This window comes from Lysinibacillus sp. NPDC093190 (genome assembly GCF_050280425.1).
In the GTDB taxonomy this organism is placed as follows: Bacteria; Bacillota; Bacilli; order Bacillales_A; family Planococcaceae; genus Lysinibacillus.
In genome coordinates this window covers 1-12794 of the sequence record NZ_JBNNVG010000045.1, presented here as the reverse complement: position 1 = coordinate 12794, position 12794 = coordinate 1, and the positions used below count along the sequence as shown (strand labels likewise).

Annotated in this window: 12 protein-coding genes, 1 rRNA gene and 1 other annotated feature; of the genes, 2 read left to right on the top strand and 11 right to left on the bottom strand. The window is 37.8% G+C overall.

Annotated elements, in window-relative coordinates:
• Positions 1–13: 13 nt before the first annotated feature.
• The 4 genes from copZ to ACQKOF_RS23305 all read right to left on the bottom strand — a co-directional run bounded on the left by copZ (position 14) and on the right by ACQKOF_RS23305 (position 1997).
• Positions 14–220, bottom strand: a complete 207-nt coding sequence (copZ, locus tag ACQKOF_RS23320) for a copper chaperone CopZ (protein WP_370083287.1) — start codon at positions 218–220, stop codon at positions 14–16.
• A 59-nt stretch (positions 221–279) separates the two neighbouring features.
• Positions 280–612: a metal-sensitive transcriptional regulator gene (locus tag ACQKOF_RS23315; protein ID WP_370083285.1), complete on the bottom strand. Its 333-nt coding sequence runs from the start codon at positions 610–612 to the stop codon at positions 280–282.
• An 81-nt stretch (positions 613–693) separates the two neighbouring features.
• On the bottom strand, positions 694–1641 hold the full coding sequence (locus ACQKOF_RS23310; RefSeq protein ID WP_427562353.1) for a cation diffusion facilitator family transporter: 948 nt from the start codon (positions 1639–1641) through the stop codon (positions 694–696).
• Between the two features lie 20 nt (positions 1642–1661).
• Positions 1662–1997 (bottom strand): ArsR/SmtB family transcription factor, encoded by a 336-nt coding sequence (locus ACQKOF_RS23305; protein ID WP_370048802.1) that lies wholly within the window; start codon positions 1995–1997, stop codon positions 1662–1664.
• 224 nt (positions 1998–2221) lie between these two features.
• Here ACQKOF_RS23305 and tadA point away from each other — a divergent pair, with 224 nt between their 5' ends.
• A complete protein-coding gene (gene tadA / locus ACQKOF_RS23300; RefSeq protein ID WP_427562350.1) occupies positions 2222–2743 on the top strand; it encodes a tRNA adenosine(34) deaminase TadA in 522 nt (173 codons plus the stop codon).
• Positions 2744–2912: 169 nt separating this feature from the next.
• Here the strand turns inward: tadA and serS are convergent, their stop codons facing one another.
• From serS to pdxS, 3 genes are all read right to left on the bottom strand, one after another.
• Positions 2913–4193, bottom strand: coding sequence for a serine--tRNA ligase (gene serS / locus ACQKOF_RS23295; RefSeq protein ID WP_403009008.1), 1281 nt, complete (start codon positions 4191–4193; stop codon positions 2913–2915).
• Between the two features lie 70 nt (positions 4194–4263).
• Positions 4264–4487: a binding site (T-box leader), on the bottom strand.
• A gap of 49 nt (positions 4488–4536) precedes the next feature.
• Positions 4537–5100: a pyridoxal 5'-phosphate synthase glutaminase subunit PdxT gene (pdxT, locus tag ACQKOF_RS23290; RefSeq protein WP_427562347.1), complete on the bottom strand. Its 564-nt coding sequence runs from the start codon at positions 5098–5100 to the stop codon at positions 4537–4539.
• A gap of 1 nt (position 5101) precedes the next feature.
• Complete coding sequence (pdxS, locus tag ACQKOF_RS23285; protein ID WP_427562344.1) at positions 5102–5986, bottom strand: pyridoxal 5'-phosphate synthase subunit PdxS; 885 nt, start codon at positions 5984–5986, stop codon at positions 5102–5104.
• A gap of 105 nt (positions 5987–6091) precedes the next feature.
• Here pdxS and ACQKOF_RS23280 point away from each other — a divergent pair, with 105 nt between their 5' ends.
• Entirely contained in the window at positions 6092–7516 is a 1425-nt protein-coding gene (locus ACQKOF_RS23280; RefSeq protein ID WP_427562341.1) for a PLP-dependent aminotransferase family protein, read from the top strand.
• 25 nt (positions 7517–7541) lie between these two features.
• Here the strand turns inward: ACQKOF_RS23280 and asnB are convergent, their stop codons facing one another.
• The 4 genes from asnB to rrf form a co-directional block, all read right to left on the bottom strand.
• A complete protein-coding gene (gene asnB, locus ACQKOF_RS23275; protein WP_427562338.1) occupies positions 7542–9380 on the bottom strand; it encodes an asparagine synthase (glutamine-hydrolyzing) in 1839 nt (612 codons plus the stop codon).
• Positions 9381–9482: 102 nt separating this feature from the next.
• A complete protein-coding gene (locus tag ACQKOF_RS23270) occupies positions 9483–10814 on the bottom strand; it encodes a D-alanyl-D-alanine carboxypeptidase family protein (RefSeq protein ID WP_427562335.1) in 1332 nt (443 codons plus the stop codon).
• 142 nt (positions 10815–10956) lie between these two features.
• On the bottom strand, positions 10957–12420 hold the full coding sequence (gene guaB, locus ACQKOF_RS23265; protein WP_400731228.1) for an IMP dehydrogenase: 1464 nt from the start codon (positions 12418–12420) through the stop codon (positions 10957–10959).
• A gap of 296 nt (positions 12421–12716) precedes the next feature.
• Positions 12717–12794, bottom strand: a 5S ribosomal RNA gene (gene rrf / locus ACQKOF_RS23260); the annotation flags it as partial.

Sequence of the window (12794 nt, the reverse complement as noted above, 5' to 3'; positions counted from 1 at the left end):
CACCCTATTTATATTATTTAACGTCATAGCCTTGATCGTCGATTGCTTCTTTAATTTGGTCTAGAGATACTTGTGTTTCGTCAAATGCTACATCTACTAAACCATCAGCTAAGTTTACTTTTACTTGTTCAACGCCAGCTAAAGCTCCAACACTTTTTTCCACTGAGTTTACACAATGTCCACATGACATTCCTTGTACGTTTAAAGTTACGTTTTGCATAAAATATCTCTCCTTTAATTTAGATACTGTATAGGGGTATATATTTATTAAAAAATATTTTACTTTTTCATTAATTTTTGGATAGTCACTACTAATTCGTCTAACACTGCTTCATCACCTTCTGATAGGCGATCTACTACACATCCCTTTAAATGACCTTCTAACAATATCTTCGCTACGCTATTTAAAGCAGACTGCGTGGCAGACAGTTGCGTAATAATATCATCACAGTAAACGTCTTTTTCAATCATCCCTTTAATACCTCGGATTTGACCTTCAACTCGATTCAAACGAGTCGTTAAATCTTTTTTTACGCGTTCAGGGTGATGACTTTTTCGACACGACGTAGCTTCCTCTGTATGACAAGCATCCTCTTTCACTATATCCTCCATTAAATGCACCTCCTACTTCACACTCATCATACTATACCCATGAAGGGTATGTAAAGTGCAAAATGAACTAAAAAAATTTTATTAATGATGATGATTCGACTGCTCATTTTTTATTGTACATAAAATTGAATTATCATGTTTATGCGCTACTGTTTCCAATTGAATCGTTACATGCTTTATGCCCTTATGCTCAAGATTATGTTCAATTTCCCGTAATATATGCTCACTATCCGCAATTTTTAACTGATCCTCAACAACTGCATGACAGGAAAGTGCATTTGCTCCACTTGTTATTGTCCAAATGTGTAAATCGTGAATGCTATGAACGCCGTTTGTTTGTACAATAGTTTGTATGATCTCTTGAACATCAACGTTTGAAGGTGTTCCTTCCATTAGAACATGGATAGCAGCCTTCGTTACATAGTAGCCACTTCGTAATACTAATGCGGCAACAATAACACTCGCAAGTGGATCAGCCCAGCCCCAACCAAAGAACATCATTAATAGTGCGGCAACGATGGCCCCTACAGATCCAAGCATATCACTTAATACGTGTAAATAAGCTCCACGCATATTTAAATTATCTTTTGTATCACTGCCGCGCATCATAATCCAAGCTACCAAAATATTTACCAAAAGACCGATTGTACTAATAATCAACATGCCTGTAGTTGCCACTTCTGGTGGATTTGCAAAAAGTTCTATTGCTTCATAGAAAATGAATAAAGCAATTAAAATTAAAGTCACACCATTCAATACCGCTGCTAAAATTTCAAATCGCTTATAACCGTATGTTTTACTATAGCTCGCAGCCTTTTCTCCAAACATAAAAGCAAGTAAGGCTATCGCTAATGAAATTGAGTCACTTAACATATGTCCTGCATCGGATAAAAGAGCCAAACTATTTGTTAAATAGCCACCAATCCCTTCAACAACCATATAACTCGTAATAATAATAAATGATAGTATTAATATCTTTTTATTTGCGCCATGTGTATGATCATGGCTGTGATCATGATTATGTCCCATTTCTTATCCCTCCATTAGTTCTAGTTATGTGCAGCATGCTCAATGGCTTGCATTAACAAATTCATAATGTGATCATCATCTTTTGAATAATATAAGGTTGTGCCTTCCCTTCTATATTTCACTAACCGTAAATTTTTCAAAAAACGTAACTGATGTGAAACTGTTGATTGCCCTAAATCTAAAATTTCAGCGATGTCGTTGACTGAATGTTCATCCGTACACAATAAATTTAAAATGCGAATTCTTGTCGGATCACTTAATGCTTTAAATGTTTGAGACACGACGAATAGCGTTTCTTCATCTAAATGTTGCTCTTTGTTAGTCTGAACCTCTGTATTTTGTAATTTTTCATCCATTTAGTTTACCCCTAACCTTTTAATATTTATATATGAGCATGTATTCATATATAAATATAAATGGTTGTATTGGAAATGTCAATGTTTTAACTTCTTACTACTGAATCCGGACGCATTGTTTATCTGTGCGAAAGCAAAGCGTCAGTTCCAATTATGCCGAGACATATTTGATAGTAGCAATTGTCAATTAAGCAAGATACACTAAATGATAAGGAGAGATCATAGTGGATATTTTTGAAACAGACCGATTGTTTATGAACAGTGCACTGGAAGAAGCTAAGAAAGCCGCTTTACTTGGAGAAGTGCCAATAGGAGCTGTACTTGTATATGATGGAGAGATTATTGCACGAGCTCATAATTTACGAGAAACAACACAAAATGCAACGACGCACGCTGAACTAATGGTTATTCAAGAGGCTTGTAAAAAAATAGGTAGCTGGCGCCTCGAAAAAACAACACTCTATGTGACACTTGAACCTTGTCCTATGTGTGCAGGTGCAATTTTGCAATCCCGTGTGCCGCGTGTTGTATATGGTGCAAGAGATATAAAAGCAGGCTGTGTAGATTCACTCTATCGTTTATTAAACGATCCACGCTTTAATCATGAGTGCGAAGTAACAGAAGGAATTTTAGCTGAGGAATGTGGACAAATCTTAACCGATTTTTTCAGAGCATTACGTGAACGAAAAAAAGCCGAAAAGAAGGCGCGACAAGCTTTAATGGTTGAAAATGAAGAATCTAAATAATTCAAAAAAATTTGAGACACCCTCTTTTTTGAACAAGAGGAAAGTGTTGTAGTAGCAATTATAAAAACCTCTAGCCTTCAATGGCATATAAAGTTATATAACATATAGAAGAAAAACTACTGTTGAGATTAAATTTTCAACAGTAGTTTCTTTGATTTTTCGCCCCAGTTTACTTTGGGGCAATTACTTCTTTTCCGCCCATATATGGTCTTAATACTTCAGGGATTACTACGCTTCCATCTTGTTGCTGATAGTTTTCTAGGATTGCTGCTACTGTACGGCCGATTGCAAGACCTGAGCCGTTTAATGTGTGTACATACTCTGGTTTTGCATTTGGTTCACGACGGAAGCGAATATTTGCTCGACGTGCTTGGAAATCTTCAAAGTTAGAGCATGAAGAGATTTCACGATACATATTTTGAGCTGGAATCCAAACCTCTAAATCGTACTTTTTCGCTGCAGTAAAGCCTAAATCAGCTGTACACATTTTTAGTTTGCGGTATGGTAACCCTAATAATTGCAGTACTTTTTCTGCATGACCTGTTAATAGTTCTAGCTGTTCATAAGATTCTTCTGGTTTTACAAAGCGTACTAATTCTACTTTGTTGAATTGGTGTTGGCGAATTAAACCACGTGTATCGCGACCCGCAGAACCCGCTTCTGAACGGAAGCAAGCACTATATGCTGCAAAGCCCTGTGGTAATGCTTCAACTGGTAAAATTTCATCACGATAGAAGTTTGTCACAGGCACTTCTGCTGTTGGAATCATGAAATAATCTGTGTCATCTAATTTAAAGACATCTTCTTCAAATTTAGGTAGCTGTCCTGTACCTGTTAAGCTATCACGATTGACAATTACAGGTGGTAACATTTCTTCATAACCATGCTCTTCTGCATGTAAGTCCATCATAAACGTCATTAATGCACGTTCTAAACGAGCACCAAGACCACGATAGAATAAGAAACGACTACCAGTCACTTTTGCACCACGTTCAAAGTCTACAATTTTTAAATCCGTAGCGATGTCCCAGTGTGCTTTAATGTCAAAATCAAATGTTGGAATCTCACCCCAAGTATATTCCTCTACATTATCGTCCTCTGTTGTGCCAACTGGTACAGATGCATGTGGAATGTTTGGTAAACGCATCATCATATCTTTAAAGCGTTCTTCTACATCATTTAATTGGACATCTAGTTCTTTAATTTCATCGCCAACCTGACGCATACGTGCAATCACTTCATCCGCATTTTCTTTATTACGTTTCATGATCGAAATTTGCTCAGATACTTTATTACGTTCAGCTTTAAGCTCTTCTGTTTTTGCAATTAACTCACGACGCTTTGCATCTAATTGTTCAAAATCGTCTAAGTTTCCTAAATCCTCATTACGTGTTAATAACATTTCTTTAATTTCCGCGAAATTGTCGCGCACGCGTTTAATATCTAACATCGCCATACCTCCAGTAGATTCTTAATGATGGGAAAATATTTAGTAGAAACACAAAAAAGCCCTCATCCCCAAAAGGGACGAGAGCTACCCGCGTTGCCACCCTAATTGATTAGACACATTGTACTTTGTCTAATCCACTTATCTCATAACGGCATTTCAGCCGGCGACAGCCTACTTCATTGACTTCGACTGCGCAACTCCAGGACGGATTCACAAGTGCTTTTATCAGCTTCCACCACCCGCTGACTCTCTAAAAAAAACGTGCTTGCTACTACTTCCCATCATCGTGTTCAGTTATTTAAATTTTATCCATACTGTACTATACGAATTAAGATTTTGCAAGTCATACTATAGAAGATACAAAATATTCAAGAATACGTGTATCTGACGTTAATTCAGGATGGAAGGAACAGCCTAATAAATGATCGTCCTTTGCTAATACGATTTTCCCGTCATGTTCTGCTAATACTTCAACACCTTCACCTACAGAAACAATATGTGGCGCACGTATAAAGACAGCCGGAATGGCAGCACCTATTTCCGGTATATCGAGCTTCACTTCAAAGCTATCTACCTGACGTCCATAAGAATTCCGTGCAACTACCACATCCATTACTGCTAAATGTGATTCATAATCCACTAATTCCTTTGCCAATAAAATCAATCCTGCACATGTTCCAAACATCGGTAAACCCTGCTTTGCAAGTGTGCGAATTGGCTCCAATAGCTCATATCGATTCAACAATTTCCGCATCGTTGTGCTTTCTCCACCAGGCAAGACAAGCCCATCAAGCTTCTCTAAATCAGCACTTTGTTTTACTAAGACCGCTTCGCATCCAAGAGACTCTATCATTTGCACATGCTCTCGTACCGCTCCCTGTAATGCTAAAACACCGATTCGTTTCATCTTACCAGCCTCGCTCTTGCATACGCTCATTTTGACTAAGCTGTGCAATGTCGATGCCTTTCATCGGAACACCTAGCTCTTTTGAAATTTCGGCGATTAGTTTGTAGTTCTTATAATGCGTAGTAGCTTCAACAATTGCACGAGCAAATTTCTCTGGGTTTTCTGATTTAAAAATACCAGAACCAACAAATACACCGTCAGCTCCAAGCTCCATCATTAGTGCTGCATCAGCTGGCGTAGCAACTCCACCTGCTGCAAAATTCACTACTGGTAAACGGCCATGACGCTTAATTTCTCTTAATAATTCAAAAGGAGCACCAAGTAATTTAGCCTCTGTCATTAATTCATCCTCTGTCATACCAACTACCTTACGTACTTGCGCATTCACTTTACGAATATGGCGAACTGCCTCAACAATATTACCAGTCCCTGGTTCCCCTTTAGTCCGTAGCATGGAAGCCCCCTCACCAATGCGTCGAGCAGCTTCACCTAAATCACGACACCCACAAACAAAAGGCACTGTATAATCACTTTTTAATAAATGAAACTCTTCATCTGCTGGAGTTAATACTTCACTTTCATCAATATAATCGACACCCATTGCTTCTAACACTCTTGCTTCTACAATATGTCCAATACGTGCTTTAGCCATGACAGGAATGGATACAGCCCCCATAACCTCCTCGACAATACGAGGATCAGCCATACGTGCAACACCACCCGCCTTACGAATGTCTGATGGTACTCGTTCTAATGCCATGACAGCCACAGCTCCTGCGGCTTCCGCAATTTTCGCCTGTTCTGCATTAATAACATCCATAATGACGCCACCCTTTTGCATTTCCGCCATCCCGCGCTTAACTAATTCTGTACCTGTTTGTTTCATGATTTCTAACCTCCACCTTTATGATGAAATTTAGTATAATTGAAATTGACCATATAAAAATATCCAGTTTATAAAATAATTATAAGGCCAGGAGAATTAATGAACATGGACATGCTATTATTTCAACTTGAAAAAAATGGTGAAAAACCGCTCTATGACCAGCTTTATAGCGGCATTAAAGAAGCTATTATTACAAAGAAAATAGCAGTAGGAGAAAAATTACCATCAAAAAGAAAATTATCCGATTTTTTGAATATTTCTCAAACAACTATTGAAATTGCATATGCACAGCTACTTGCTGAAGGCTATATTATGTCTAAATCCCGCGTCGGTTATTTTGTAGAGGAGATTGACGAGCTTCCGTATATTCAGCAGGACACAGTAACTTCCTTAAACGAACAACCTAAGAAAAAATCGTACAAGATAGATTTTAATCCCGGTTCTATCGATATTGATGCCTTCCCTTTTCAAACATGGCGAAAATATGCGAAAGAGCTCTTTGATGATGCCTCAAAGGAGTTATTATTAACAGGTGAGCCTCAGGGAGAACTATCTTTACGAACAGAGATTGCTAATTATTTATTTCAATCACGTGGGGTTGTATGTAGTCCCGAGCAAATTGTCATCGGCTCAGGAACAGAACAGCTTCTACCAATGATTTTGCGCCTCTTTAGTGACCATACTTGCTTTGCGCTTGAAAACCCAGGATATCCAGCTGTACATCGTATGTTTTCCCAGCATAAACGAAAAGTCTATCCAATTGCAGTCGATGCTGAAGGAATTGTCATTCATGAGCTCGAAAAAACTAGCGCTGACGTTGTTTATATTACGCCATCACACCAATTCCCTACAGGAGCAGTATTATCAGCTACAAGACGTGCACAAGCTTTAAATTGGGCCGCACAAAGCTCCTCTCGATACATTATTGAAGATGATTATGATTCCGAATTTCGTTATACTGGAAAACCAATTCCAGCACTTCATGCATTAGATCGAAATGATAAAGTAATTTATATGAGTACATTTACAAAATCATTAATGCCGTCCTTGCGCGTTGCTTATTTTGTACTTCCAGCAAAATTACTTACTACTTATAATGATGTATTTAATTACTATTCATCAACAGTACCTCGTTTCGATCAACATATCGTAGCTAATTTTATGCGTGACGGCCATTTTGCAAAGCATTTAAATCGAATGAGGAAGGTTTATCGAAAAAAGCATGAAAAACTTACTTCTATTTTAGAAAACTATTCTACTCAAATTAAAATTACTGGCGAGCAAGCAGGAATGCATATTTTACTCGACGTACAGCATACTTTGTCTGAAAAGCAATTACAGCAAATTGCCTCCAATGCAGAAATCAGAATCTATCCACTATCTGATTATCGCCTGGATCACTCTGCACCCTCACAAGCTCAATTTTTATTAGGTTTTGGGGGTATACCAGTACATGAAATTGAACCTTCTATTGAGAAGCTAATGAACTGTTGGGATATACAGAAAAAACACCAATCAACCTCACGTTAAAAGGTTGGTTGGTGCTTCTTTTATATTATGATTCAATTAGTTGGATATTATAAAACTCAAACCATGTATGAATTTGACCCAGATAGGCTAAAAGCTGTGGACCTGCCATTAATTGTCCGTACCAAGGCACTTTGAAAGAATTGCCGCCAGATTCAATTAGCTCTATTAGCTTCTGTCGTTCAAATAATTCATGAAGAATTGAATTTTTGTCCTCCATTATTTCTTTTAGCCATTTTTGAACGCCTGCTGTATAAATTGGATGATACGTTTTAGGGTACGGATTCTTTTTCCGATATAAAACTTCGTAAGGCAATAAATGTTGCATTGCCTTACGAAGTAAACCCTTTTCCATACCGCCTAAATTTTTCATTTCCCAAGGAATATTCCACGTATATTCCACAAGGCGATGATCTGCAAATGGCACACGAACTTCAAGACTCGCCCCCATACTCATACGATCTTTTCGTTCCAGCAATGTTTGCATAAACCATACCATATTCAAATAAAACATTTCGCGTTGTCTTACTTCCTCAATACTCTCCCCATCAAGATATGGTACTTCAGCAATTGTCTCTGAATAAGCCTGTTGCGCATATGATTCAACTTTTAATTTTTTACGCCATCGCTCTTGTAACATTGTTGCTCTTTCAGACAGTGAACGAATCCATGGAAAACCTGTAGTCGTTTCTGTAAACCATGGATAACCACCGAAAATTTCATCTGCACATTCTCCTGATAGCGCAACGGTAAAGTCCTTTTTAATTTCTCGACAAAACCATAATAACGATGAGTCAACATCTGCCATTCCTGGTGAATCTCTAACGATGACAGATTCTACTAAAGAATCGATTAATTGTTGCTGAGAAATTTCCTCAGCATGGTGTGTTGTACTAAAGGCATCTGTCATTTTTTGAATCCAATACGTGTCCGTGGATGTTTGAAAAGCATGTGGATTAAAAAAACGTTCATTATCCTCGTAATCTATAGAGTACGTATGGAGTTTGCCTTTATTTTGTTGGTGAAACATGTTTGCTGCAATGCCAGTAATAATGCTGGAATCTAATCCTCCTGAAAGAAATGTACAAATCGGTACGTCCGAAACAAGCTGTCGTTCAATAGCATCTGTTAGTAAAAAGCGGACATGCCCGATCGTTTCCTCTAATGACTCTTCATGCCGTTTACTCTGTAACTGCCAATACTGCCAAACTCGTATACCCTCTCTAGAGAAACGCATTGCATATCCTGGACGTAGTTCACTAATATTTTGAAAAAGTGACTTTCCAGGCAGTCTAGACGGTCCTACAGCCATAATATTTGCTAGCCCTTCCGTATTAACGGTTGTTTTAATCAAAGGATGGGCTAATAATGCTTTCACTTCGGATGCAAAAAGTAAGCCGTCTTGTTGTTCTGTGTAAAACAAAGGCTTTACACCTAGACGATCTCGGCATAAAAAAAGTGATTGTGATTGTTCATCCCATATACCAAAAGCGAAAATTCCATTTAAAAAATCAACACACTGCTCTTTCCATTCAATATAAGCAGTTAATAATACTTCCGTATCTGAATGTGTTGTAAAAACATGCCCTCGATTTTGAAGCTCTTTCTTTAATTCTGCTGTATTATAAAGCTCGCCATTATATGTAATGACATAGTTTGCACCATCGTGTACTTTTTTCATCGGTTGCTTCCCACCGATTAAATCTATGACAGCCAGCCGACGATGGCCAAATGCAATATGCTCACTACACCAAATATTTTCATCATCAGGCCCTCGTTTATTTAACGTTTGTGTCATTAATTTTAGAATTTCATTACTTGTTCTTAAATCCTTTTGAAAACTAGCCCATCCTGTAATACCACACATTTAGCCACATCCTTTCGCCTAATAGCGTATGTAAAAAAGCGTAAAAATGTGAAAAAGAACACGAGATGTTTTAAAAACATCTCGTGTTCTTTTTATTAATTATTAAAATAAGCCACCAACAAAGTCAGTAATGCCACTCCATAAGTTTCCAAAGAAGCTACCAACACCTTGGAAGAATAATGAGATACCGCTAGCGCGCTCCACAGCCTCTGTTGTAACAACATCGGCTTTAAGGTCCTTACCGTCAATAAAACCGTAATCTGTGCCCTCTGAGCGTTCAATAACTAACTTCCCAACAACTGTATCCTTCTTAACCTCTGCTTCAAGACTCTTTTTATCTAAAACTAGTTTAGGTTTATATAAATCTTTCTCAGATGACTTGACCATAAATGAAACTGGTTCTTTAACAGCAATCGCTACTTTGTTTTCTTTACCTTTCGTAACTTTTACTGTTTCTTGACCTTTAAACGTATAGTTCGCTGGAATAATTTCTTGTTTCGAGAATTGTGAGAAACCATAGTTAAGCAATTTAGCTGTTTCATCAAAGCGCGCTTTTCTTGAGCCCTGTCCTTTTGTATCTACAGCCTTCATAACAACAGAAATTAAACGTGTACCATTGCGCTCTGCTGTACCTGTAAAGCAATGTCCAGCAAAGTCTGTTGTACCTGTTTTTAATCCGTCAACGCCTTCATATTGGAACACTAATCCTGGCAACATAAAGTTCCAGTTCTCCATTTTAATTGCATCTTCTGTACCTTCACGGAACGTCTTTTTTGCAATTTTAGACGTTTTTAATACGTCTGGATGATCTTTTAGTAAATGATATGCTAATTTAGCTACAGATTTAGCAGGCATTACGTTTTCATCACTTGGTCCGGTACCAGCTGGCTGCATACCAAACAAATCTGCATTGTTAAGACCTGTAGAATTCACGAATTTATAGTCTTTAAGACCAAGCTCTTCTGCTTTTTTATTCATTAGCTTTAAAAACTCAGTTTCAGTACCCGCAATTGTTTCTGCAATAGCGACTGTAGCAGCATTTGCAGAGTAAATTGCCATCGCCTCATATAATTCGCGAATTGTGTAAGATCCATCTCTACGTAATGGTACATTACTTAATGCACGGTTTTGAGACATTTTATACGTATAATCAGTTACGTGATATTCCTGATCCCACTTAACTGTACCTGCATCAATTGCATCCAATAGCAGGTATTCAGTCATCATTTTTGTCATACTCGCAATACCTAGTGAAGTATCTGCATTTTGTTCATATAAAATTTTCCCTGAATCTGCGTCAATTAAAATTGCAGCATCCACATGTAGTCCTAAATCTGTTTCTGCATTTGCCTTCGCTGGAATACCTGCTAAAACACTAAATAACAAAACAGGAATTAGGAGTAAGCGAATGACAGTGTTCGTTGTCTTTTTCACCCTTAAAACCCTCCAAAAAAATAATCTTATCCTCGACATTTTATCATATATAGTAATGTCCGTGCGCAATCTCTATCACAAAAAAATGCTCTCGTGTCATCTTTGTAGACGATTCGAGAGCATAAAAGTTGCTAGTAATATATTACATCGAATAGTTTGGTGATTCTTTTGTGATTTGTACATCATGTGGATGTGATTCACGTAGACCTGCACCTGTCATACGAACAAATTGAGCATTTTCACGTAAGAACTCAAGGTTAGCTGAACCGCAGTACCCCATACCAGCACGAATACCACCGATTAGTTGATAAATTGTATCTGCTAGAGGCCCTTTATAAGGAAGACGACCTTCAATACCCTCTGGTACTAATTTTTTCGCATCCTCTTGGAAGTAACGATCTTTTGAACCTTTTTCCATAGCTCCAATTGAACCCATACCACGGTATACTTTGAAGCGACGACCTTGGAAGATTTCAGTTTCACCAGGAGATTCAGAAGTACCTGCAAGAAGTGAACCAAGCATTACAACGTTACCACCTGCTGCAAGAGCTTTTACGATATCTCCAGAGTATTTAATGCCTCCATCAGCAATAATTGTTTTACCAAGCTCACGCGCTACTGTTGCACAATCGTAAACAGCTGTAATTTGTGGTACACCTACACCAGCTACGACACGAGTAGTACAAATAGATCCTGGCCCAATACCAACTTTCACTACATCTGCGCCTGCCCCAAATAATGCGCGTGCACCTTCAGCTGTTGCCACGTTACCAGCGATAATTTCAAGCTCAGGATAAGATTCACGGATAGAGCGAATTGTTTGTAATACACCCTCAGAATGACCGTGAGCTGTATCGATTACTACGATGTCTACTTGTGCTTCAACAAGCTTTTCAATACGTATCATCGTATCTTTTGAAACACCAACTGCTGCCCCTACTAATAAACGACCATGAATGTCTTTTGCAGCGTTAGGGAACTCAATTACCTTCTCAATATCCTTAATTGTAATTAATCCAGTTAATTTACCTTCTTCATCTACAATTGGTAGCTTTTCGATTTTATATTGTTGAAGAATTTTTTCAGCATCCTCTAGAGTCGTTCCAACAGGAGCTGTAATTAAATCTTCTTTTGTCATAACATCTTCAATTTTTAAAGAATAGTCAGAAATGAAACGTAAGTCACGGTTTGTAATGATCCCTACTAGTTTTTGGTTTTCCATACTATCAACAATTGGTACACCAGAAATTCGATATTTACCCATTAAATGCTCAGCATCGAAAACTTGGTGAGTCGGAGTTAAGAAGAATGGGTTTGTAATAACACCATTTTCAGAACGTTTTACTTTTTCTACTTGCTCAGCTTGCTCATCGATCGACATGTTCTTATGGATAATACCGATACCGCCTTGACGTGCCATAGCAATTGCCATTTTAGATTCTGTAACTGTATCCATGCCTGCGCTGATCATTGGAATATTTAATTTAATCTTCGGTGTTAGTTGAACTGATAAATCAACATCTTTCGGTAATACTTCTGAATGCGCTGGTACTAATAATACATCATCAAAAGTTAAACCTTCTTTGGCAAATTTAGTTTCCCACATTTTCGTAACGTCCTCCTATAGTTAAAAGAATATTAATTGTAAGATTAACAACGTGGTAAGCTACTGTCAAGAAACTTATAAAAGAAAGACAATTCAGATTTTTTGGATTGCCAACTCTGATAGTCTTTTCTCCCTTTTTTATATTGAATTCAAAATTGCCTTTTTAATTTTCTTCTACATTTAATATAAATATTAGTTAAGCTCGTCTTATTTTAAGCAAGTTTTGCGGAATTATTGATAAATTATTAAGATTTTTCATAAAAAAAACAGCCAGCGCTCAGCTGACTGTCTATATTGCCTAGCGACGTCCTACTCTCACAGGGGGAAGCCCCCAACTACCATCGGCGCTAAAGAGCTTAACTTCCGTGTTCGGT